The sequence below is a fragment of the Olivibacter sp. CPCC 100613 genome, assembly GCF_036959255.1.
Taxonomy (GTDB): Bacteria; Bacteroidota; Bacteroidia; order Sphingobacteriales; family Sphingobacteriaceae; genus Olivibacter.
Map to the genome: position 1 here is coordinate 399,865 of NZ_JAWMTI010000005.1, position 24,946 is coordinate 424,810.

21 protein-coding genes are annotated in these 24,946 nt (G+C 40.3%); 9 read left to right on the top strand and 12 right to left on the bottom strand.

From position 1 onward, the window contains the following. Positions 1-33 precede the first annotated feature (33 nt). The 6 genes from RYH73_RS17845 to RYH73_RS17870 form a co-directional block, all read right to left on the bottom strand. Positions 34-996, bottom strand: a complete 963-nt coding sequence (locus RYH73_RS17845; protein WP_335314815.1) for a hypothetical protein — start codon at positions 994-996, stop codon at positions 34-36. Then, positions 996-2,450, bottom strand: a complete 1,455-nt coding sequence (locus RYH73_RS17850) for an MBOAT family O-acyltransferase (protein ID WP_335314816.1) — start codon at positions 2,448-2,450, stop codon at positions 996-998. The genes RYH73_RS17845 and RYH73_RS17850 overlap by 1 nt, the downstream gene beginning before the upstream one ends. A gap of 70 nt (positions 2,451-2,520) precedes the next feature. Then, a complete protein-coding gene (gene gmd, locus RYH73_RS17855) occupies positions 2,521-3,621 on the bottom strand; it encodes a GDP-mannose 4,6-dehydratase (protein ID WP_335314818.1) in 1,101 nt (366 codons plus the stop codon). Between the two features lie 34 nt (positions 3,622-3,655). After that, positions 3,656-4,150 carry a cupin domain-containing protein gene (locus tag RYH73_RS17860; protein WP_335314819.1) on the bottom strand — a complete coding sequence of 165 codons (495 nt, stop codon included), beginning with the start codon at positions 4,148-4,150 and terminating at the stop codon, positions 3,656-3,658. A 408-nt stretch (positions 4,151-4,558) separates the two neighbouring features. Continuing rightward, positions 4,559-4,750 (bottom strand): hypothetical protein, encoded by a 192-nt coding sequence (locus RYH73_RS17865; RefSeq protein WP_335314820.1) that lies wholly within the window; start codon positions 4,748-4,750, stop codon positions 4,559-4,561. A gap of 509 nt (positions 4,751-5,259) precedes the next feature. Continuing rightward, positions 5,260-6,675, bottom strand: coding sequence for an undecaprenyl-phosphate glucose phosphotransferase (locus RYH73_RS17870; RefSeq protein ID WP_335314821.1), 1,416 nt, complete (start codon positions 6,673-6,675; stop codon positions 5,260-5,262). A gap of 387 nt (positions 6,676-7,062) precedes the next feature. On the opposite strand from RYH73_RS17870, the gene RYH73_RS17875 reads away from it, so the two are divergent. The 4 genes from RYH73_RS17875 (at position 7,063) to RYH73_RS17890 (ending at position 9,838) form a co-directional block, all read left to right on the top strand. Beyond that, positions 7,063-7,893, top strand: a complete 831-nt coding sequence (locus tag RYH73_RS17875) for a sensor histidine kinase (RefSeq protein ID WP_335314822.1) — start codon at positions 7,063-7,065, stop codon at positions 7,891-7,893. Continuing rightward, positions 7,894-8,589 (top strand): LytR/AlgR family response regulator transcription factor, encoded by a 696-nt coding sequence (locus tag RYH73_RS17880; protein WP_335314823.1) that lies wholly within the window; start codon positions 7,894-7,896, stop codon positions 8,587-8,589. 149 nt (positions 8,590-8,738) lie between these two features. After that, positions 8,739-9,416 (top strand): CpsB/CapC family capsule biosynthesis tyrosine phosphatase, encoded by a 678-nt coding sequence (locus RYH73_RS17885; protein WP_335314824.1) that lies wholly within the window; start codon positions 8,739-8,741, stop codon positions 9,414-9,416. Between the two features lie 248 nt (positions 9,417-9,664). Beyond that, positions 9,665-9,838 carry a hypothetical protein gene (locus tag RYH73_RS17890; RefSeq protein ID WP_335314825.1) on the top strand — a complete coding sequence of 58 codons (174 nt, stop codon included), beginning with the start codon at positions 9,665-9,667 and terminating at the stop codon, positions 9,836-9,838. A 224-nt stretch (positions 9,839-10,062) separates the two neighbouring features. On the opposite strand, the gene RYH73_RS17895 is transcribed toward RYH73_RS17890, so the two are convergent. The 3 genes from RYH73_RS17895 to RYH73_RS17905 form a co-directional block, all read right to left on the bottom strand. After that, the gene (locus RYH73_RS17895; RefSeq protein WP_335314826.1) at positions 10,063-11,523 is read right to left on the bottom strand and encodes a RagB/SusD family nutrient uptake outer membrane protein; all 1,461 of its coding nucleotides are present in this window, start codon (positions 11,521-11,523) and stop codon (positions 10,063-10,065) included. Positions 11,524-11,533: 10 nt separating this feature from the next. Beyond that, on the bottom strand, positions 11,534-14,926 hold the full coding sequence (locus RYH73_RS17900) for a TonB-dependent receptor (protein ID WP_335314827.1): 3,393 nt from the start codon (positions 14,924-14,926) through the stop codon (positions 11,534-11,536). A gap of 179 nt (positions 14,927-15,105) precedes the next feature. Further along, positions 15,106-16,158 (bottom strand): FecR family protein, encoded by a 1,053-nt coding sequence (locus RYH73_RS17905; protein WP_335314828.1) that lies wholly within the window; start codon positions 16,156-16,158, stop codon positions 15,106-15,108. 152 nt (positions 16,159-16,310) lie between these two features. Here RYH73_RS17905 and RYH73_RS17910 point away from each other — a divergent pair, with 152 nt between their 5' ends. The 4 genes from RYH73_RS17910 to RYH73_RS17925 all read left to right on the top strand — a co-directional run bounded on the left by RYH73_RS17910 (position 16,311) and on the right by RYH73_RS17925 (position 20,654). Further along, positions 16,311-17,183, top strand: coding sequence for an AraC family transcriptional regulator (locus tag RYH73_RS17910; RefSeq protein ID WP_335314829.1), 873 nt, complete (start codon positions 16,311-16,313; stop codon positions 17,181-17,183). 139 nt (positions 17,184-17,322) lie between these two features. Further along, positions 17,323-18,654, top strand: coding sequence for an amidohydrolase (locus tag RYH73_RS17915; protein WP_335314830.1), 1,332 nt, complete (start codon positions 17,323-17,325; stop codon positions 18,652-18,654). Between the two features lie 20 nt (positions 18,655-18,674). Next, positions 18,675-19,355 (top strand): ankyrin repeat domain-containing protein, encoded by a 681-nt coding sequence (locus tag RYH73_RS17920; RefSeq protein WP_335314831.1) that lies wholly within the window; start codon positions 18,675-18,677, stop codon positions 19,353-19,355. Between the two features lie 57 nt (positions 19,356-19,412). Continuing rightward, positions 19,413-20,654: an amidohydrolase gene (locus tag RYH73_RS17925; protein WP_335314832.1), complete on the top strand. Its 1,242-nt coding sequence runs from the start codon at positions 19,413-19,415 to the stop codon at positions 20,652-20,654. Positions 20,655-20,674: 20 nt separating this feature from the next. Here the strand turns inward: RYH73_RS17925 and RYH73_RS17930 are convergent, their stop codons facing one another. Next, entirely contained in the window at positions 20,675-21,274 is a 600-nt protein-coding gene (locus RYH73_RS17930; RefSeq protein ID WP_335314833.1) for an RNA polymerase sigma factor, read from the bottom strand. Positions 21,275-21,482: 208 nt separating this feature from the next. Here RYH73_RS17930 and RYH73_RS17935 point away from each other — a divergent pair, with 208 nt between their 5' ends. Further along, positions 21,483-22,829 (top strand): amidohydrolase family protein, encoded by a 1,347-nt coding sequence (locus tag RYH73_RS17935; protein WP_335314834.1) that lies wholly within the window; start codon positions 21,483-21,485, stop codon positions 22,827-22,829. A gap of 24 nt (positions 22,830-22,853) precedes the next feature. Here the strand turns inward: RYH73_RS17935 and RYH73_RS17940 are convergent, their stop codons facing one another. Further along, positions 22,854-23,999 carry a trans-sulfuration enzyme family protein gene (locus RYH73_RS17940; RefSeq protein ID WP_335314835.1) on the bottom strand — a complete coding sequence of 382 codons (1,146 nt, stop codon included), beginning with the start codon at positions 23,997-23,999 and terminating at the stop codon, positions 22,854-22,856. After that, entirely contained in the window at positions 23,996-24,892 is an 897-nt protein-coding gene (locus RYH73_RS17945; protein ID WP_335314836.1) for a LysR family transcriptional regulator, read from the bottom strand. Before RYH73_RS17945 ends, RYH73_RS17940 begins: the two co-directional genes overlap by 4 nt. Positions 24,893-24,946: the final 54 nt, after the last annotated feature.

The window sequence follows — 24,946 nt, forward strand, 5'->3', positions numbered from 1 at the left end:
TGTATTTAAGATAAAAAAGTCGTCTTCATCAATCTAATCGTCTTTTGCTTCAGCATACAAATCGGGAATCTGCTCTTGTAAAACAGAAGCGACAAAATTGTTGAAGATACCGACTCCTTTTTGGTTCAGATGCTGGTCATCTGAAAAACATTCTTCAGAAAGCCGATTAACCTCATTGTAATTGTAATAAAGTGAAAAATGTGATCTCAACGTCGAATCAATACATGCTTTGTTATTGGCTCTAGCATAACGTGCCGGCAAGATAGGGCTCTGAATACAGATGGTTCTGATTTTTCGCTTATCGAGTTCATCCTTAATATCCAGTAATGCCTCATACTGCTCTTCATCAAATATATATTCATCCACTTTCTGATCCGTAAATTTACTTGCATAAGTTTTGTTAGTTTGGGTATATCCACCTTTAATATAGGTATCTTCTTTATAGCTCCATGTAATCTTTTCTCCACTATGTTCATTATCAAAAGGATCTACGAATGCATTATACAAGAAGGTGTTGAGCACGCGTATATCTTGCACGTCAAAGACCATATCCAAAGCGGGCTTTCCCAAATGAGTATTGGATAGTAGATCAATAGATGACTCTACTCCGTCAAGATTCAGGAATTTCGGATAGATATCCAGAATAACAACCTTTGGATTCATCTGTTCCAAATAGATGTCTAACAAGTATTGAGTCTGCCGTAGCGTTTGTGCGCTAGACCCCAGATTGAATGTCTTCAATCCATACCGTTTGAAAATACGCGGATCATACCCTCTATATGTATGCGATGAGCCAAGAAAAAGGACATCCACATTCTTTATAGAATCAGCTTCACGAAACCTTAGGTTGGAAAATCCCGCTACTCTGTCGTCGTCATAAGGTAAGTTAGGTCTTAACATATGTGGAGCTGTAAAACCAAATACCAGCAATAAAACAACATAAATGCATCCGCCTAGTAGGCCAAAAGCAGTAAGATTAACAGCGAATTTCTTCATCAGAACTGGAAATAAATAAATTCCGTTCCGCCTGTTTGCATATACATTCCGATGACAAATGCACAAGCGGAATAAAAACTCCATCTCATTAATTTTGGCCAGCGATAGCCCAATGTTTCAATAGCATAGTTATTCGTACGACCAAGCCATTCAATTATTAAAAATGGTATGATCAATAATAGACAGAGTATACTTTCTCGGAGCCCGGCATAGCGAAATGGATTTTCTAAAAGATTCGCGGTAAATATGCGTGAGATATACGCTAAAGCATGCGTTAGGCTCTCAGCCCGAAAAAATATCCAAGCAAAAGTCGTCAAGATAAATGTAACAGCTAATTGACCTGCCTCTCGTAAGGACGGAAATAGCCTTCCCTCTGCCACCACCATACTGGGTTTATTTTTTGGCTTCCATATGACCGAAGGCATAATAAATAGCGCATTTAATCCACCCCATACTACAAATGTCCAATTAGCACCGTGCCAAAAACCGCTTACCAGGAAAATAACAAAGGTATTCCGTATAGTTTTCCATAAACCATCTCTGCTACCGCCTAATGGGATATATAGATAGTCCCTAAACCAGGAAGAAAGTGAGATATGCCAACGCTTCCAGAACTCAGCGATATTCCTCGAAAAGTAAGGGTAATTAAAATTCTTCAACAATTCAAATCCAAACAATCTCGCTGTCCCCAAAGCAATATCTGTATAACCGGAAAAATCCCCGTAAATTTGAAAGGCGAAAAGAATTGCCCCCCATACCAAGGTCATACCTGAATATTCACCGGAGTGATCAAATATTTGATTTGCAAATGCTGCACAATTATCTGCAATAACAACCTTTTTAATAAATCCCCAGAGAATCTGTTTAAGACCGTCCACTGCCTGATGGTAATTAAAAATACGTGGTCGTTCAACTTGAGGCAGCAGGTGGGTTGCCCGTTCAATTGGGCCAGCAACTAATAGCGGAAAAAAACTGACAAATAGTGAATATTGAACCCAATTAGTTGATGGCTTAATGCGACCATAATAGATATCAATCACATACGAGAGCCCGTGAAACGTATAAAAGGAAATACCTACCGGCAATATAATATGAAGGGTAGCGACTGAAGGCCGAAAACCAAATAACTGCACAAAATCTGCAAAAGACTCGGCGAAGAAATTGTAATACTTGAAAAATCCGAGAAATCCAAGATTAACTCCTACACTGATAATCAACCACATCTTTTTCAGCCCAAGTGTTTGAGACTTATGGATCTGCAATCCTGTGAAATAATCGAGGGCCGTGGAAAATGCTAAGAGAAACAAAAAACGCCAATCCCAGCAGCTATAAAAATAATAGCTTGTTATTAACAACAACCAATTCTGCGTCTTCAGCGATTTATTAGTTGCAAACCAATAAAGCAGAAACACAGTTGGAAGAAAAATCAAAAAGCTTAGCGAATTAAATAACATACTGTTGAGCTGTCTCTCTTAACCTTTTTTATTTGTAGTTCACGCTTTTATTAAATTGCGTTACATATTTCTATCCCGCTAAATGTTCCCACTGTGTTTTGCTATCTTTCTTAAATACCTCGATATCGGAGGCCACCATTTCACGACATAACGCAGGTAAATCATATTCCGGCTCCCATCCCAATTTCGTCTTCGATTTGGTTGGATCGCCTATTAATAATTCAACTTCCGTCGGACGGAAGTAAGCTGAGTCTACAGACACAACTTCTTGTCCGATTTGCAAAGAATCGTATGCTGGATTGCTAAGGGATTTAACGAAACCTTTTTCGTTTACACCCTCTCCTTTGAATTCAATTTCGGCTCCAACTTCCGCAAAAGCCATTTTGATGAAATCACGCACAGGTGTAGTAATTCCCGTTGCGATAACATAATCTTCTGGTTTTTCTTGTTGTAATATCAACCACATCGCTTTTACATAGTCTTTGGCATGACCCCAATCACGACGAGCATCTAAATTCCCCAAGAACATCTTCTCTTGTAAACCCAAAGAAATTGCTGCAACTGCACGCGTAATTTTCCTGGTCACAAAGGTTTCACCCCTCAGCGGGCTTTCATGGTTAAATAAAATACCATTACATGCATACATATTGTAGGCTTCGCGATAATTGACCGTAATCCAATAAGCGTATAGTTTCGCTACTGCATAGGGGCTACGGGGATAGAAGGGTGTGGTTTCACTTTGTGGTACAGCTTGTACTAATCCATATAACTCAGAAGTAGAAGCCTGATAGATTCTTGTTTTCTTCTCCATACCTAAGATACGGATCGCTTCCAAGAGGCGCAAGGTTCCTATACCATCTGCGTTAGCCGTATATTCCGGTGTATCAAAGCTAACTTTTACATGGCTCATTGCCGCCAAATTGTAAATTTCATCCGGTTGCGTTTCTTGTATGATACGAATTAGATTGGTACTATCAGTCATATCACCGTAATGCAACTTAAAGCGCACGTTTTCGCTGTGTGGATCTTGATAAAGATGGTCAATACGATCCGTATTGATCAATGATGAACGACGTTTCACCCCATGCACCATGTAGCCTTTCTCCAATAAAAGTTCTGCAAGATAGGCTCCATCTTGCCCATTAACACCCGTAATTAATGCTGTCTTCATATGTTACATTGTTTTATATTATTCCTTTTATGTGCTACAATTTCAATCGGATTACATCTGCATCATCTGATGGATAACGAAGATCCACATGATTCCATAGCTGTGCAATAACTGCCCAATCATCCAGCCCGACCAAACGATGCCTCTTTCCCGGTTTCAGCTCAAGTATATCTTTTGGCTGTTTAATCAATAATTTCCTTTCTTCGTCATCATCACTGATAATCACTCCCACTTCACCTGCGATCACTTGCCACCATTCGACCCTACGTTGATGGTATTGCCAGGCTATTGCCTGCTTCGGTTCAATCACCAATACTTTCGGCTTGGAAGGATTAGACGTGTATTCTATACTTTGAGCCTGTAAAATGTCTTGAAAAAAAAGATCAGCAAAACGTTGCGCCTGACTCTCATCAATCATCAATGATCCACCCCACGATTGCGACGGATCAAGACCAACTATCCGAAAGCCTTGCGAGGTTATTTTTCGTTTAACTTCCTCAAAAAAATCAGCTTTATATGAGATGCGCATGATAGTAACGGGCTAAATTTTCAAATTCATCCTTAATATGCACTAAATACGCAATATGAGCACAAATTAAGCACACGTATTAAATGAATATTTATCAAAAATCCTAGTCATTTGTTAAATAAAAGTTAAGCAAACAACCACTTGATTGATTTATTTCGAAAATACTACGCAAAATGACAGCAAACAAAAAGCCACACAGCACTTGTGTACGAACTACACAATATTGTGTAAATATGTATAGATAGAAATAGGAGGATTATTGGTAAAATGGAAATGAAGTAAAAACGCAAAGAGCCAACCCCACAATCTTCATACTAAGAGAGGAAAACAAGCTTCAAAAAATTAAACAGCGAATCTAATGGCCCCAATAGCATCCAACGATGTATTTAAGGAAACATCAATCTATAATTATTTTGCAAACAACGTGAGATAACCATCGTTGACTTCAAAATCGTCATATACGGGCATGAAAGAAGAACGTTGTGGAACTTCCAAGATTATTTCTCTTTTTTTTACATTGTTCCCTTGGCGCCCTCTCTTGCTCAACCGAACCCTACGCCCTTGCCTTGGCAAAGCTGGTGCATTACTTTTATTATTCATTTAACATTTTTACTATTAGGTGCTTACAGTAGTTTTTACGGTACAAATGTACATAATAATATTTTTTATATAGATCCTAATACCAAGTATTTTTAGGTAAAACAATGGATTTTAACATTTTTTAACGCACAGACGATATCAGGTGTAATTGGTAAATAGCTCGATTTTAAGTAGTAAAATCGTTATCTTCCATAAACAAATATGGATAAAACAATCACAATCAAGGAAATATAATCATACAAATGTGTACCACTAGCATAATTACGAGTATGAGGAATAGTTAGCTAAAGCTCCATGGTTAGCTGCCGTCAAATAGTTCAGTAATAGCACCCTTTTTATGGACATCGCCGCAATCACTCACAACCTGCAACCGCAACAGACAACTACTAATAGCCAACATCCTTGAGGCGTTAAATAGTTGAGACGTTTTAAGTATTATTGTGTCCTTAGGAACGTTATTACAGACAACCAACAACTAATGGCGGCGGCTCGCAACCGGCAACTCGTAACTAATAAGCTTGTTTATCACCGATAATCATTCGCCAAAAGGTCAAAAAAATGATCTTTAAATCAAGTAAGAAAGTCCAATGTTCAATATACCAGATATCATGTTCAATTCGTGCTTTTAATAGATTGGGATTTCCAGATTCGCCTCGCAGTCCGTTTACTTGAGCCCATCCCGTAATCCCAGGTTTCGCTTGATGGCGTACCAAATAATTTTTTACAACATAAGTGGACTCCACGTTCATTAAAGAAGCATGGGGACGAGGTCCTACTACTGACATTTCTCCCCACAGCACATTCAAGAATTGAGGAAACTCATCTAAACTTGTCTTACGGAGAAAACGTCCGATGGGTGTGATTCGCGGATCGTCCTTTTGAGCTTGTTGAAATTTACCTGCCTGATTTGTATCAGGCGCCTTTACGTACATCGACCTAAATTTATAACAGAGAAAAGGCCGATTTCGTTTGCCCCAACGTTCTTGTTTGTAAAATACAGGTCCCTCCGAGCCTAATTTAATTAAGATGGCGATCACCGGAAATAACCAAGAACAAACAAAGATGAGCACGAACAAACTGAAGAAAATATCAAAAGCTCTTTTGGCAGCCCGATTATAAATATCCTCCAAAGGCTCGTTCCGTACGCTTAATAACGGAAAGCCGCCAATCATGCTAAAGGTATACATACCTGAACTGCTCATCTGAAAAACATCAGGTATGATACGGAGTCTTACGGCATGGGCACTTAAGGTAGAAGCTATTTCTTTTGTATTATACGATGTCTCCGGCCCATCGGCGATAAAAACTTCATCGATGTCGTTTATATCCCCCAAAGGCTGACCTCCAACCATAAGCATTCGCTCCCCAAAACTTTGTGCTGGCTGAGAAAAAGTCAATGCTCCCTGAATATGCCTCACCACTTCATATCCGTAATACTTATTCTCCTTGATATACCTACAAAATTGCTGACCATGCTCTCCTCCCCCTATTACCAAAGCACGACGTCGCAAATAGCCATGTCGAAAGATTCTCAAATAAATTCTTTTAAGTAAAATTTTGCTGAAGGGAATAAAGAAAGCGATCATACAGCCGTATATTACTACAAAAGTTCGCGAGTAATCATTTTCTTTAACCGCAAAGATGAACAAAACTACCAGCATAATCTGCCATAAGATGGTATTAGCTGTCTTAAATAGTTCACGCATCTGGTTTTCCTGGATCTTGTCTTCGTAAAGCCTATTAGAGCGAGCTGTAAAATACCAACCACAAAGTAAAAAGAGCAAAAATCCGGCATCATAAAGTCCGAGCTGATAAAAATACTCATAGTTACTGAATCGAACAGCGAGCAAAAACGAAAGGATAATAAAGAAAAAATCAGTAACAACGTGTGTAAAATGAAAAAGGTAACGGCTGCTTAAATCCATAAAAAGGGAAATTACGAGAAAAATTTAACAAAAATGTCTATTCCTGTGAGATGCGCTCAACAAACATCATACCGGTAACTAATATTCAATAAAAAACCACATTATATATCTATTTTTCATAAAATTGTGAAAAAACTTACTCTAAACATACAAAAACAAACAATTAACCTAATTAATATAAATTTAACATAACCCATTAAGTGCCATTTTAAACATAAAAAGCCATTTACACATTTTTTCAAAAAAAATTACAGTTAATATTAAAATATTGGCATGATTTTTAACAATTAATAGAGAATTTGCAAACAGATACTCGGCAATCAGGCATTACAATTCTTTACCAAGAAAAGAATTTTGCTTTTTTTCACGTCTAAAGAAAGAGATATTGTGATAACATTTTTAATCAGTGATATTCCTAGAAAGCCTATTCCAATACGGATAAAGGGCATTCTCACACCTTTAGACTTGAGCTTTTTTGGTATTCTTGGGATAATTTTGACGATAGTGGGTATTTTTTTCATCAGTAGGCACAAAAATAGACAACGCATTCACAGATTGGAACGGGAGTATACTGAGCTAGACGAACGTTATCAGGCACTACGTGATAAAACAGAATCACATGAACTATTCATAAACGAAACGCACCACCGCGTCAAGAATAATCTACAGTTTGCGTCCTCTTTATTGAACATGCATATCCGTACCAGTAAGCACCCTGAAGTAAAAAAAGCCCTTCACGATAGCGCTATACGACTTCAGTCCATGCTATTAGTGCACCAAAAGCTATACACTGACAATTTACACGACACCATTGATCTGGCAAATTATACAAAAGATTTGGTCCACTACATCATAAAAAGTTATAACGGGCAGGAGCAAATACAGAAAAAAATCAATATCTGCACCGCCAAGGTAAAAACGGACGTTGTCATACCGTACGGCTTGTTGATAACCGAATTAATTACAAATTCAATTAAATATGCAAAAAAAGAAGATGAAAACCTACAAATAACCATACAAGTGACACCTAAAGAATTAGGATATTACAATTTATATTATAGTGACAATGGCCCAGGAATTTCAGCGGGTATCAACTGGGAACAAACAGGTACCATGGGCTTACGCTTGCTAACCAACCTTACAAAACAACTACAGGGAACGATCCATTACGAATTTAACGAAGCCTCCATTTTTAACATTAATTTCAGAAGTACATAGATGCAAAATTTACGAATTCTTATAGTTGAAGACGAGATGATCATTGCGTTGGATATGCAAGAAATGCTCGAAGAAGTTGGTTACACCGTATGTGGTATAGCAGCTGATTACGAGGAAGCACTAAGCCTTGTAAAAGAAAAAACACCGGATCTACTGCTGCTAGATATCGGTATTCGAAGTCCACGTAGTGGTATCGACGTAGCTCGCGTACTGCGAATTAAAGGTATTCCCTTCATTTTTACCACATCGCATGCTGAGCCGACCACAATAGAGAATGCGAAAGACACGCGTCCCTACGGTTATCTCATTAAGCCATTCACGAAGATTGATTTATACGCGGCTATCGAAATTGCGATGAGTCATTTTCAAAAAACCGACGACCCCAGTTTATTCCTACCAATGGGGCGAAATAAACACCACGTTTCATTGAAGGATTTGGTGTTCATCAAAGCGAACGGTAATTATGTAGAATTACAAATCGGAGCAAGGAAGGTGGCATTACGGAAAAATCTCAAGGAATTTGAGTCTAAATTGCCAGGTGGACACCCATTTCTACGTGTACACAAGTCGTATCTCGTTAATCGGGCGCATATTCATTCCTTTAATCAGCTTGAATTAAAGTTAAAAGATGGCACCGGCATACCAATAGGTCGAACCTATTTTGCAGATATTAAATCAAATTTGCTAATTGTTTAGCAAATTTCTAACAAACTGAACAAAACACTGTCAGTTTACACACAGAAATGTGTTATTTAGACACAAAATAAAAGCAGTTGCGAAAGTAGTTAAGCAAATCCGACTATATTTATGCATTATATCACATATACTGTATAAATTATATTAGGATGTTTTCAATTTTACCAACTCAATCAGCAATGTATACAGGCAATGGGGTTGGAAGCATACTCGCTGCCGATATACATATTGATTTATTGAAACCAAGTTTCGGTTATTTCAATAGCAAAGATGTTACCGAGGAACTGAAAAACGCAGGTTATACTTGCATCTTCGGTGCTGTGAGTCAAGATGCTGTAGATGCCAAAGCATTTAACAGTGCCTTGCCAATACATGCGGTCAGGCTTTATCATTTGGATGCAGACGGATTCCGCCTCCAAAAAGAAAAGCTGGAAACTTTTGGCAAAAACTATATACTGCTAGAAGCGCCGGCAGATATCCTAAGTCGCGATCTGGAAGATGTTGTCGTTTACCTTAACGGTAAAGGCTTACAGCCCGTACTTGCCAAAGCCGAACAGTATGCTTGCCTGCAAGATAACTATCGGAATATAACTCGTCTTCACTCGCAGGGATGCCTGTTAGAAAGCGATCTTCTGTCCTTAGCTGGCGGTAATGGAGTCGATTCAAAGCGATTGGCTCAAAAGTTATTTAAAGAAGAACGCGTAAGTTTTGTTGGATCAGGAGCACGAAGTACTGACGATCAACAAATGATCAATGATCTTTTTCATTCGAAAAAACTAGTAAAACAATTACAATCTCCCTGTATAAAAAATAGAGAAATTATTTAACCAATAATACCTAAGCGACGGATGGTGATCATGTTCGTCATGATCACCACCTAACAGATACTCATTTCTTCCTATTGTCGACAAAATCGACACAGCTTTTTATTTCCCTAACCTTAGCTGTTTCATATTTCCAAATTATCCGCTACCTTTGTTCAAACACCTATAGAATCGGGTCCAAATTAACGATAAATAAAAGCTTTACATACAGATAGAGCCCTTTGTTAGGTGTTACAAATTAGATTGCTAACATGATGTTATTCAACATTTTCATGCGTCATAACGGGATTGTGACCTTAGTGATGGAAAACGTCGCCGCTGCCGAAGTAGATGGTCTCGTCAAATCCCTGAATGCATTGAACGATTATGGCGAAGTATATTACAAAGTACCAGCTGATAATGGTCTTTCACAAGAGGAACAATAAAACAGGCAAATAATAGTAAGATCTAGAGGCTCAAACTAAAGTTTGGGCCTCTAGCATTTTAATTGATGTCGCTATTTTATCACCCTGTTCTAAAACTGAAAAGCAGAGTCTAATGCTCCCCGCCCACAATCGCTTCCTTTGTATCTTGCATCTGGCAAAGTAAAATTATCTTTTTAGTCGAGACAACCCTGTGGTGACATTTTTAAAATAACTTATAAATAATTTTAATAATCCGGATTTTGCTCCAACACGCCCTGACTTTTATCTATTTCTGTTTGCGGCAATGGCCACCGGTAAAAACGCTCCTCAAATCGGTAACTGAGGACGCCGTCTTTTACATTGTTGAGCACATCTTCGGCAATTCGCCAACGCTTCAGATCAAAATACCGCAAACCTTCGAAGGCCAATTCCAAACGGCGTTCTTGACGGATAGCTGCACGCATAGATTCCTTGCTTAGGCCTGCATTAATCGCTTGTAGATTTGCGCGCCGGCGTATTGCATTTAGGGCATCCAAAACTTCCTGGCTCGGTCCTGAAAGTTCATTCTCTGCTTCCGCAAAAGAAAGTAATACTTCTGCATAACGCAACATAACCCAGTCTTGCTGACTTTGTGTCGAGTAACCGTATGGGATCAAACCAGGTGTCAGAAATTTTTTCAATCCATAACCCGTGGGCACATTATTGGACGGTCGGTGAATAACACCATCGAAATCCACTACTTTATCGAAAACAGTGAGGTCCCGGCGGATATCTCCTGACTCAAATGCGTTGAAAAGATTAGGTAGCGGACTGACTACGGCCCAGTCACCGTACCATTGATCCATCGATGTCGCATTGTTCGGCGCCAAAAACTTGATAGAGAAAATTATCTCTGGATTACCTTCTTGTGTTGCGTCCCTGAAGACACTTTCAAAAGCTGGAGCAAGCGCATAACCTGTCGCCATGATTTCCCTTGCTAATGTACTTGCCTGACTTAAAACGGTTGTATTCGGCACACCATTCTCATCATATGCAGCATACAATAGGACACGCAATTTTAGCGCCTGCGCAGATGTTTTTACGATATGGCCGTTTCCGTTCGCATAAAGTGTCGGATCCAAGGTGGTAATAGCGGCATCCAGATCGGCCAAGGTTTGTTCCAGAACTTCTGCTTCAGTGGCTTTTGCCTGAATTTGATTTTCCAAACCAAGTGGTTCTACTATTAAAGGTACCGCGCCATAACACGCATAGAGCATATAATAATAGAAACCGCGAATAAAACGCACTTCCCCTTCATAACGGGCGCGAACACCCTCGTCTAATACAGCACCTTCGTTGGCATCCAGTTTAGAAAGAAAAATATTGGCCCGGGCGATACCGCTGTAGCAGGCATTATAAATATCAACAATGTATCCACCCGATGAGGGAAAAATCTCACCCCTTACAATACCTTGACTTCCGTTATAGTTATGCTGGCCATAACCGTTGTCTGTCAGTACATCCCAATTGGGACTACCATAAGAAAAAATGCTGTTTTGTAATTGACCATAGATTGCCGTTAATGCCATGTCAAAATCAGCCTTTGATTTCCAATATTGATCACCAGTCAATCGATCTAGAGGATCTTTATCAAGAAAATCTTTACTGCAACTACCCATACTTAGTAGAGAAATCGAGGTACATACCAGTAATATATACTTTTTCATCGTGTTCAGCTTAAAATTGCACGTTAAGACCAAAAGAATAGATTTTATTTTGCGGATACCCTACAAAAACACCGTTTCCGCCACGCTCCGGATCCAACCCGGGATAGTCCGTAAGGGTAAATAAATTATCGCCCGAAAAGAATAAACGTAGCTTTCTCAGGCCCATTCGTTCCACCAAATTAATTGGAAAGGTATAGCCGATTGTTATATTCTTTAAACGTAAATAAGAGGCATCTTGTAAATAATAGCTTGAGGTCCTCCGAATCTTTGCCGGGGCATCAAACCCCCAATATATGCGCGGCATGGTGGTTGACGGATTCTCCGGTGTCCACCGGTTGCGCCAATCGGTAGTGGGTGGTGATCCTTGAATAAAGGGTACTGTACCCCAATCGGCAACATAAATTTTTCGCCCCTCTACGCCTTGAAACATAAAAGACAAGTCGAAATTTTTCCAGCTTGCATTGCCTGTAATAGCATACTCAAATGAAGGGTATTGTCCCCCCAGATAAATCCGATCATCATCGTCGATTACACCATCGCCGTTTTGGTCTTTAAAAATTAGATCACCTGGTTTCGTGTCATCATTGTATTGACGAGGTGACGCTTGTATCTGCTCCTCATTCTGAAAAATCCCGATCCACTCCAGCATGTAAAATGTGTCCCAGGGCCTTCCCTCCTCCTTAATGGTATTACTGCCAATTTCCCGCTGCCCAAACTGCACTAACTTATTCCGAAAGCGATCGATGTTTCCACCAAAACTATAGGATAGGCCTTCCAAAGCACCGGACTGTACACGTTTACTATAGCGCAACGCGAGCTCAAGTCCCTCGTTCTGCATCGTACCGTTATTAATATTTGGTGCAGCAAGTCCCACTACCCCGGTTAATTGAGAGGGCCTCAGAATGTCCGAGGTTGTTTTTCGATACCAATCGATCGTAAGGTCTAAACCGTTCAGGACAGCCAAATCCAAACCAATATCTGCAATTTTGGTAGTCTCCCAAGTAAGTAATTGATTTGCCAAGGCTGTTTGCGCAACCCCTGTACTTAAATTCGCATTGTCAAAAGGGTAATTTCCTGTATAATTTAAAATATCTTGATAGGGATAGGGATAGGTTTCCTGATAAGCATATTGATAAGGCGAACTACTACGGATATCTATATTGATGTTCTGATTTCCCAGCTCCCCATAGGAGCCACGAACTTTTAAGTTATTCAACCAGCTAAGCCCTGCATTCTTCACAAAGGATTCTTCTGATACGCGCCAGGCACCCGATACAGAAGGAAACGCACCCCAACGATGATCACTCTGTAATCGAGAAGTTCCATCATAACGCATATTTACCTCCAGCAAATAACGTTCTTTATAATTGTAAGTGAGTCGCCCGAAGAACGAACGCATGGACCATTCATAAGCTGAGCCGCTTGAATTCTGTACGGCCAATCCCCCAGCGTCCAGCTCTTGTAAATCATTGTTGAAAAAGTCTCGACGGTAACCATATAAATATTCATGTTTATTTGCTTCTTGGCTAAAACCAAGTTGCGCCGATACTTGATGACTGCCCGCAAAGAGGTCATCATATTTCAGATAGGTGAACAGGTTACTATATCGATTTTCACTGCTATTTACACCAAGCCCTTTACCTCCAACATCTAAATCCGTCGCAAAATCGCCTGTCTGATAATTGTATAGAGGTACAACCGGGCGCCAGTCTTTCGATTTGTCAAAGTCTGCAATAATTGCTGCCTTAGAATACCAGTTTAATTTTTTACTTAATTGCACATCCAGCCAACCCTGAAGGTTCACGGAATAGTCGCGGTTCTTCCAGAGCACTTCATTCTCCACAATTGCCAGCATATTTTTATTATTGGATTCAAAGTCATAAGCTTTAAAAGCGTAGCGCCCGTCGGGTAGCTTCGGCAAATAAGTTGGTGCTTGTGATATAGTGGCAATAAACGCATCCTCGGCTCCCTGTCGAGGTCGGGAAACGTCGCCTTGTTTCACACTAATATTAGCTCCTATTTTGATATGATCATTAATAGAAGAACCGATATTAAAGCGAGCATTGTACCGCTTGTATTCAAAACCCTTCATCACTCCAGGCTGATCAATATAGCCCATCGATAAGTTGTAATGCGTGCCTCCGGTACCGCCGCTGATTCCTAAGTTATGGGTTTGAACAAATGCCGGATTGAACATGATATCCAACCAATCTGCGTTTGGGTACTGCACACGATCGGTCGCATTTCTATATAAATCAATAGTTTCCTGTGGATATAGCCCAGCTGTATTACCATTATTCAATCTGGCTTCATTCCAAAGTTCCATATATTCTGCTGAATTGGTAATCAGGTCAAATAGCCGCGTTGGTGTGTGTACAGCTCCATTAAAGGTGTAATCTATAACAAAGCTACCGGACTGACCTGCTTTCGTAGTTACTAAAATCACACCATTAGCCGCTCTAGATCCGTAAATTGAAGCGGAAGCAGCGTCTTTTAAAACGGAAACATTTTCAATATCATTCGGATTGACATCATTTAAGCTTCCTTCCACACCATCAATCAAGACCAGTGGGTTAGAACCTGCCCCGCTAAACGTTCCTTGTCCACGTATACGTACAGACAAACCCTCATTCCCAGGTTCGCCCGAATTTTGCACAACGCGTAAACCAGGAACCTGACCTTGCAACATGGACGCGACATTCGTCACCGGTCGTTTCACTAAATCTTCTCCACTTACCGAAGCCACTGCACCCGTCAAATTTGCTTTCTTCTGCGTGCCATAGCCCACTACAATCACTTCATCCAAATTTGCCGGATCTTCTATCATAACCACTTCTAGAAAGCTACGGTTATTCAGTGGCACCGTTTGCTCTTGATAACCTACGTACCGAAATACCAAGCTTGCATTGGCCGGTACGGATAATGAAAAGGCACCCGCTTCATTAGTTGAAGTTCCCTTACCAGCTGTATTTTTCAATAGCACCGAAACACCACTTAGTGGTAAACGATCTTTGTCAAGGACAACCCCCTTAATAGCCAATTGTTTTTGCCCGCGTGTCCGTTTTAGTACGATATTGTTTCCTGACACTTCATAGCCAACATGCAATGGGATTAATAATTCGTCTAATAAGTTCTCTAGAGATTTGTCCCCGGCAGTGATTGTTACAGTTTGGTCTACGTTAATAAGCGCCGGACTGTAGATAAAATGGATACCGAAAGTCTGTTCCATCTCTTTTAATAAGATCTGCAATGAGGCATCCTTTTTTGAAATTGTGACGCGCTCATTAAGTATTCCTTGTGCACGGGTACTCGCTGCCCACGTACTCCCCAGCAGGAATACAGCCATCAATAATTGTAATGTGCCTGTCCTCATGACAACAATAATTGTTGATTTTTTTTCCATACATTTGGTTGTTAGGTTTAAAAAATTTAACAAACAGCCTCCTACACCACTTATCAAAGTGATCGTACACAATTCAGGGCTGTACTTACCCGCTAAGATGTTCCAGCAGCTTTAGCGGGTTTTTCAAAAATTTTTTGTTATGTGCTGTCTATTTTATTCATATTGGTTTTTATCATTGATTAGTTTAAAGTAAAAACAACAATTCCGTCTTCCAACTGATACTTTGCCTCCATGGCCTTTGCAATTAAATTCAACTTCTCTTGCAAAGAAATACTTCCCAAAAAAGCCGTAATCGTTCGCTTTGCTAAAACAGGATTCTCAATTTGCACCTGCACACCGTAATGATTCTGTATGGTTTCAGCTACTTTGTCCATTGGCATGTTTTGAAAATCAAAAGCTTTTCCCAAATCTTCTTTAATATGCAAGGCTTGCGAAGAGGGCACGACTTTTAACGATCGATTATTTTGCAATTGAGTTTCCTCCCCCGCTTTTAATAGCAGACCCTCAGGAGCCATTTGGGATACGTGGCGCTTCTCTTTGACGCGAACAGACCCACTGGTAACCAATACCTGATGATTTATGATACTGGGTTTGGCTTGTATGAAAAAGCTAGTTCCCAATACAGTTGTACATAGCTGGTCCGTATTAACGATAAAGGGTATCTGTTCATTTTTACTGACGTCAAAGAAGGCCTCTCCCGCTAAATACACCTCCCTTTTGAGCAAAAAAGAATCGCTTTGGTAGGTCAGAAAAGATTTCGGTTGCAAAATAACGGTAGATTGATCGGGGAGCTGTACCATCAGGGCCATGTCCGCTGAATTCTTTATTTGCTTAGCACCTCCTTCTTTTACCATAACAACTTCCAGTTTTGCCGAACGCGGTACTAGTTTCTCCCATAGCATAAACCCCGAAACAAGGAGGATCAAAGCAGCGATGATCCATTTCGAATAACTTTTAAGTGCAAACATCTTTGGTTTAGTAGCTGCTTTCTCCGTCTCAAAAGCTTTATCCAAAATCGTTTCCTGCAGATCGTAAGTTACGGCATCAATTGATTTTACACGCATATGTAACAAAATCTGTCTTGCCTCATCCGCAAAAGGCTTCAACATGGGATAAAGCGTAAAAATTTCTTGCCAATACAAACTATTGTCCGGTTTCGGATTACGCACCCAATCAGCAAAATGATCGTCACTTAAAAAATCGATGGTTCTATAGTGTTTATATTGCTGCATGAATCACTTTATATCGAATGCCTTTATAGTTAAAGAGACATCGAAAAGCAAAATCTACTCATGCTTTTGTTTTTTTATTGAAAAAATATTCCTTTTAAAAACAAATTCCCTGATATCAATAAAAATAGTACACCATTAACTATATTTACCTTATGCCTATACATAAAGAGAATAATTCAATGCCTGTTATTGGGATTCACGGGTTTCGAAAAGGACAGGTAGCTGGCCGGGCAGAGCTCATATTTAATGAGCTACAAGGAGAGCTATTGATCGAGAAACCACATAAACATGACTTTTTTATCATTATTCTCTTTGATCAGGCACAAGGTACGCACAATATAGATTCGGTAGATTATCAAATTGCCAATCATCAGATACATGTATTATTTCCAGGACAGATGCATAAATGGAATATAAAAAATGGAACGATGGGATACCAACTGATGATAGAACGATCATTTTTCGAGCAGTTTGCACCCTATTTCAGATTCTCGTTCACCAATTATCAAAACCACCCGGTTATCCAGCTGACAACCAAAGCTTTTCAATTGCTACACTATGAATTCGATGCCATCAAAAATGAGTTAAAAAACGATCATTCACTCGTCCATCTAATTAGTGCACGAGCGGCTGTCATTGCGGCAATCGTAAGCAGAGAGGCCGAAAATATTTTTACCGAATTTAAGGTTTATCAATCGAACCCTAGGCTAGCAAAATTCAATACGCTGATCGATACGTTTTTCAAGGAACAGAAATTGGTAGCCTTTTATGCAGAGAAGCTACATATTTCAGCCAATTATTTAAATATTTTATGTAAGAAAAGTTTAAAAGTATCAGCAACTCATCTCATACAACAACGGGTATGTATCGAAGCAAAGCGGTTGCTTCAGAGTACAACCCTTTCCATCAAAGAAATCGCTTTCGAATTAGGTTTTACAGATCATGCTTATTTCGCTAACTTTTTTAAGAGTCAAACCGGTATGACCCCAACGGCCTTTCGGGAAATAGATAAATCTCACAAGTAATAGCAGAAATCTTTCACATATCGTAAAAACAAGCATCGTACTTTTGTGTCGTACCTCACCTTTACGTCAATAGTTTATTCACAAACATTGTGGGTAAAAAGGTACAGTGCTTATTTTTTAAACGTGAAAAAGAAATAAAATGAATCGTTCAACGCTATCACGTAAAGATTTCCTTAAAAACGCAACATTAGGTCTTGCTGGATTATCTTTTATTCCAAGTGCGGTAAGTATACCTACCGGCAAGACTATCGGAAAAAATGGAGCAGTAGCTAATAACTATACATTGAAGAATGTTCGTTTAGAAACTGGTTTTGAATATGAAAATGGCGAAGTCATAGCAACAAAAACCGCGCTTTTTTCCATCGATATAGAAGACAAAAAAATTAAAAAGATCAGACCTAATCAGCCAAGTGCAAACGCAATTGATGCCGCTGGTTTGCTCATGCTTCCCGCCTTTAAAGACATGCATATTCATCTGGATAAAACCTTTTATGGAGAAAAATGGACGGCAGTAAGAAAAAGAACAGGTGGTGTAAAAAGTATGATTGCGTTAGAACAGCAAATATTACCCGAAATGCTAAAAAATTCAACCGGTAAGGCGGAGAAACTCATTGAATTACTGCAATCGAAGGGAACCTTTTTTGCACGCAGTCATGTTAATATTGAACCAAGCTCTAAACTCAATTCCCTTAAAAATCTTCAACTTGCTTTAGAAAATAAGAAAGATGTTTTCGGTGCAGAGCTCGTTGCATTTCCTCAGCACGGCGTGTTTTATACAGATTCGGCACCCTACTTGAAAGAGGCTGCGAAAACAGCTATCGACTTTATTGGTGGGTTAGATCCCTATACCATCGATGGCGCCATCGAAAAAACGATGGATTTCACTGTACAATTGGCACTCGATAACGATAAAGGCATTGATATACATCTACACGAATCCGGTGAATCGGGCTTGAAAACGGTCGAGTACCTGATCGATAAAGTAAACGAAAACCCACGGCTTAAAGGAAAAACTTACCTAAGCCATTGTTTTGTTCTCGGAAAACTAGACAAAAGTAAGCAGGAGGAAATTGCCGAAAAGCTTGGCGCCGCGGGGATCGGTATCGTTTCTACCATACCTTTTGGGGGCCTGGTTATGCCCATTCCCACACTATTGAAGCACCATGTAAACGTAATGACAGGCAACGACAGCATTGTGGATCATTGGAATACCTTCGGAACGGGAAGCGTGTTGCAGAAAGCCAATCTGGCCGCACAACTATATGGATACACAACGGAATTCGGTCTATCAAGAATGCTAAAATTGGCAACCGCAGGCCCACTTCCTTTGGACGAGAAAGGGCTTCAACAATGGCCCAAAGGGGGTGATGATGCCGATATGATTTTCATTGATGCAAGCTGTTCGGCCGAAGCCGTTTCACGGATTTCAGCCATTAAATCACTTATATATAAAGGCAATATCGTCTTTTAAACAAATCAATAGAACCCGAAATGACAATTAATCAACAGATAAAAGCGATGTTTTTTTTGGCTGCGCTGACAGTGGCTGTCATGTCCTGCCATTCAACCATGCTGGAACATACTAAAAAAGATCAGGATATTTTAAGTTTAGTAAGAAAAAATGACACAGAAGGTCTTTCTAAGGCATTGAAAGACGGGGCGGATGTAAATACAAGAGATCACAGCAAGCAATCCTTGCTCTTGATGGCTACAATCAACAAGCAAACGGAAATGGCAAAGTTGCTTGTAAAGCATGGAGCGGATGTAAATCTTCAGGCAGATAATCAAGATAGTCCTTTCTTGTATGCCGGCGCTAGCGGACAAACTGAGCTTGTCCGATTATTTCTAAATCACGGAGCGCGCTTTGACATTTTCAATCGTTACAAGGGAACGGCACTGATTCCTGCTTGCGAACGTGGACATGTAGAAACTGTTCGATTATTGGCCAATACCAAAGGATTTCCGATAAATCATGTGAATCGCTTGGGATGGACTGCTTTAATGGAAGCGATCGTTTTGGGTGATGGAGGCCCAAAATACCAAGAAATAGTACAAATCTTGAAAGATGCAGGGGCCCAACTAGACATCCCTGATCATCATGGCATAACGCCACTGAAGCATGCACAGACCAAAGAATATCTAGAAATCGTCAAGATACTGACATCATTATAAGTGCATTGATTTCAACACGCTCAAAAAAATACCCTGTTTAACAAATAGCTAAACACCATGGAAACAACTTATTCTGTTCTTTCAAAAGATAGGTACATCATAAAAAATGCCCTTTTAGAAATTGCTTTTATTGCTGATGAAGCAGGCATTATTGGTACGCAAACAGATTTATTCTGCATCGTGATCGAGGCAGGCAAAATAGCAAAGGTATTACCTAATAACGAAGAACTTACCGACGCGATAGATGCGAAAGGCTTACTCATACTACCTGCATTCAAAGATATGCATGTCCATTTAGACAAAACGTTATATGGGTTACCTTGGCAAGCACTGTCCCCGAGCCGGAAAACAGTTCAGGACATGATCGCCTATGAACAGGAGATTATTCCCAAACTACTCAAAACATCCACACACCGAGCAGAGCTACTGATCAATTTATTGCAAAACTACGGAACCACTTTCGCCAGAACGCATTTTAATGTAGATAATACATCGGGCCTTCGTTCACTGGAGAACTTGCAAAAGGCGCTTGATAATAAAAAAGATAGCTTTAAGGCCGAACTGGTAGCCTTTCCACAGCACGGGCTTTATTACACGGATTCGGCCTCACTGATGAAGGAGGTTGCCCAGCTTGATAGCGTGGATTTTATTGGCGGATTAGATCCTTTCGGTATCGATAATGCCATTGAAAAGGCGGTGGATTTTACGGTTGAACTGGCCTTAGACAACAACAAAGGTATAGACATTCATTTACATGACGCCGGAGAAGAAGGGATTCGGACCATCGAATACCTGGCAGAGCAAGTGCTACTTAATACAGAATTGAAAGGGCGTACCTTTGTCAGCCACGCCTTTGCCTTGGCCCATCTTCAGTCACAAAAATTAGCGAAAATTGCTGAAAAATTGGCCGCCGCTGAAGTAGGGATTGTTTCTTCGATCCCTTTTCGCAGCACCGTAATGCCCATCCCAGCACTGCTGAAATATGGTGTAAACGTATTGGTGGGTAACGATAACGTACAGGACTATTGGAGCACATTTGGGTCTGGTAACATGCTTCAGAAAGCAAATCTGATTGCCCAGCTCTATGGTTGGGTAACCGAATTTGAACTTTCAAGATCCTTGCGTTTTGCTACCCACAACAGGCTTCCATTGGATGACAACGGAAATAGGCAATGGCCAAAAACAGGAGATGAGGCAGAACTTGTCCTGATAGAAGCAGACTGTTCCGCTGAAGCCGTTTCCAGGTTGTCCAAAATAGTGGCTTTTATGCACGAGGGAAATCTGTATTGGAAAAACTAGGCTGCGAAGGATTTTACCCTTCAATCGAAGAATAAAGTTACCAAAATGAAACACCATTGTGCAATCAGTGCTTCATAGTCCACTTTTTTCTTCAACGCAGCGAGTGCTCCACGTAAAAGGTTGTAAACCGATTGGTTGTTGAGGTTCATCATTTCTGCTATTTTCTGTTGCCTGAATCCCTCATAAAACCGTAAATAAAGAATTTCCCGCTGACGGGGAGAGAGCTGCTCGATATAGCATTTCAAATGCATGCGGACCACTGAAGACATTTCACTCTGTTCATCCAATTCCATAAAGAAGTCCGGAAATTGATACTCAGATTCGTGGAGTTGCTCTTTCATTTGCCATTTTGGAAGTTCGCGCGCAATTTTGTTCCGAACGGCCTTCATTAAATAGAATTTTAATGAAACCGGTTGCTGTAGGTATTGCCTTCTCCGCCATATAAATAAAAATACTTCCTGCACGCAATCTTTCACAAGCTCTTCATCAGCACATAAACGCATCCCATAAACATAGAGCGCATCTGTATAGTGCCTCACAAAGGCAGTAAAAGCATGCTGCTGTCCACTAACCAGTCCAGCCCATAAAGATTGATCATCCCATTCAGATTGCTCTCTCATAATTGGTTTATTAGCTTGCGACTTGTTTTTCTAATCGAAGATCGTACAAAACTACCTATACGAGTAAAAAAAAGACTATGAAATATAATCTAATATATCAGCAATTTTAGCATTTTCAGATGGGGTTAGATCTTTACCCAATTTAATAAATTATGTCGTGCCTATTCCTAAATTTCTTTAACTTTAAATGCCACCAATATAAATAGTCATGCATAACTTAGTTCTATTCGCGTTCTTGTTGCTCTGCCTTGCCTGCACCTCCCCTCGTCAGAAGTCTAATACATCAACGGATAAAATGATACTGCGAAATGTAAACCTCATTGATGGAACGGGGAGAGTAGCCCAACAAGTGGATATAGCCATTGAAAATGGTCGGCTGATAGCGATCGATTCGCGCTTGGATACAACGGATGCGCAGGTAGTGAATCTTAGTGGAAAAACAGTCATCCCTGCTCTCATCAGTACACATGTACATATCGGCACACTGAAGGGCACCACAGCCAATGCCGCAAATTATACACGTGAAAATATACTGAGCCAGTTGCGAAAGTATCAGCAATACGGTATTCTTCAGGTACTTTCTATGGGCACTGATCGACCGCTGTTATTTGAAAATCAACTATACGATTCCCTCAAAAGCGGTCAATTGGAAGGTGCTCGGCTCTTCTCCGCGGGCATTGGCTTCAATGTACCTGGATCAACGCCTCCAGGCTCGTCTATGGACTTACTTTATCGACCTACCAAGGCCTCCGAAGTACCTGCGTTGATGAACAAGCTAATAACGTATAAACCGCAGGCTGTCAAAATATGGGTGGACGATTTTGGCGGCACCGCAAAAAAAATGGACCGTACCATTTACCAAGCCATTATTCACGAGGCGCACAAACATCAGCTCCCGGTCGTGGCCCACGTATATAACCTAGCTGATGCTCGCCAATTGGTTGCCGATCGTGTGGATGTGCTCGGACATAGCATCCGTGATCAACTGGTGGATGATGACCTGCTAAAACAAATGAAAGTAAATAACGTAGCCTATATTCCAACGCTCACATTGGATGAATTTGCCGTCGCTTATGCCGCCAATCCAACGTGGATGAATGACCCTTTCTTTAAACAAGCTTTGGAACCTGGTGTATACGAAATGCTCTGTGCTTCCGATTATCAAACACAAGTAAAGGAAGATCCACAATATCAACGAAAGGTTCTTGCACTTAAGCATGCACTAGCCAATGTATTACGTATCGCAAAGGCGGGTATCTTGGTCGGTCTCGGCACCGATTCAGGCGCCTCTCCTACTCGCGTACAGGGCTATGCCGAGCATCGAGAGCTTGAATTACTTGTCAAAGCAGGCCTTTCTCCCCTAGAAGCTATCTCCATTGCCACCCAAAATGCAGCTAAAATCCTAGGTATCGATCGTGAATATGGCACCATCGAAAAAGGCAAAGTAGCCGACCTCCTTGTTTTAGGAGCAAATCCATTGACCGATATCAAAAATACACATAAAATTGAGGGTGTGATGAAAGGAGGTAAATGGGTAACAAAAGAGTCAAACTAATAAAAGACAAGCGAGACTGTAAACTTACTGGTTCACAGCCAGCATAATCGCCGACTTCAAATCGGCAATCAAGTCGTTCTGATCTTCAATGCCGACCGATAATCGCAAAAGATTATCTTTTATACCCAATTTCAATCGTTCCTCAGATAACATTGCACGGTGTGATGTTTCAGCGGGCGAGCAAATTAAACTTTCCACGCCTCCCAAGCTTAGCGCCGGACGGATGAGAGATAAACTCTGTAGAAATTTATGGATTCGCTGTTTCTCCATACTAAGTTCAAAAGATAGCATACCGCCAAAACCGGTCATCTGTGCCATAGCAATCCTGTGACCGGGATGAGATGGTAACCCCGGATAGTATACTTGATCAACATAGGTGTTCCGGATTAGGTATTCCGCTATTTTAAACGCATTGGAATTTTGCCTTTGGATTCGGATTGCAAGCGTTTTAAGGCTACGTTCTGCCTGATAACATTCGTAGGGCGATAAGGATCCTCCATACATACGAGCAATGGAAATAACCGATTCTTCAAGGTCACTTCTTATCGAAGTTAGTGCTCCATACGGAAGGTCGTTATGGCCCCCCAGATATTTCGTACCACTATGCAAAACGAGATCAATTCCCAACGAAAGAGGGCGTTGATTAATAGGTGATGCAAAGGTATTGTCAACCATCGTTAGGATACCATGCTTACGGGCTAATGCGGCAATCTCCTGCAAAGGAATTATACTTAATAATGGATTCGAAGGCGTCTCTAGGTAGATTAGCTTTGTTTCAGGGCGTATCTGTGCCTCAAAATCCTCCAACGTATTATGGGCATAACTAAAGTCAATATTTCTTTTTGGCAGCTCTTGTTCAACAAATTTCCAGGTTCCACCATAAAGGTCCCGCGAAAAAATAATATGTTCTTTGCTACTAACCAATGAGAGAATGCCCGTACTGATGGCAGCCATACCGGAACTAAATACAATTCCCCAACTGCCGCCTTCCAAATTCGAAATGATCTTTCCAAGTCGTTCTTGGTTATAAGTAGAATAGAAGCCTGGATATCTTAAGTGATCATCTTCCAGATAATTATAAGCTGTTGATGTCAAAATAGGAGCCGTAACAGCTCTATCATTATTTTTTTCATCGATCGGATGGACACATAATGTCTTAAAGTTTTTCATTTTAAGTTTTCTAATTTAATTTCTTCTCTCAAAAATTTAATGAAATAGTCGAAATAGACAGGATATTCTCGCGCTCTTATTCTAGCGATATATTGTTGTCGAAAGAATCCTTCTGCACTAATTCGTATTGCTTTAATATCGTCGTTTATATAGGGTTGAAGCGCCCAATTTGCTAGCACAATCACCCCCATATCTGCCTTAACAAGCTCAATGGAAGCTTCCGTTAATGGCAATACAATTAGTTTCTTCGGACTTATACCTTTGGGATTAAGTTGCGTTCGGAAGATGGAAACAGTATCCAACGGAAGTGAATGAATGATGAGAGAGATATCCTGAAAATCTTCTGCTGTTACAAAGGTTCGATCGCACCAGGGATGCTTATTGGATACGACAGCCAGCATTTCGTCCGTAAATAACGATATAAATTCAATGGTTTCTATTTGTTCGGGATTACTTGTTATAGCGATATCGAGTGTCCCGTCAATCAATTTTTCTATCGGCTTGTGCGTTGCTTCAAAGACAATCTCAATTTCTACATTTGGAAATTCGCCTTTAAATTTTTTTAATACCGCTGGTAGCCAATGATAACTTGTATAGCATTCCGTGCTAATCCTAATAGCCCCTACCTCTCCATTTACCATCTTCTTTACTTCAGCATTCGCTATATCTAACTCCCTTAATACGCTATCCGCTGTCGCATATAACTTCCTGCCGACAGGGGTTAGAATAAGCTTCTTATTTCGTCGATAAAAGAGCGGTGTCCCAACCTGAAGTTCAGCCTCTTTTAGCTGGTAGCTTAATGCACTTTGAGACAGATGCAATACCCCCATTGCACGCGTAATACTACCTTCTTCGACAATAGCTTTGATTAATCTTAGATGCCTTATTTCCATGGGTTATCTTATGAATTCTTAAGCTTTCTGAAATATCAATGGTTTAAGATAAGG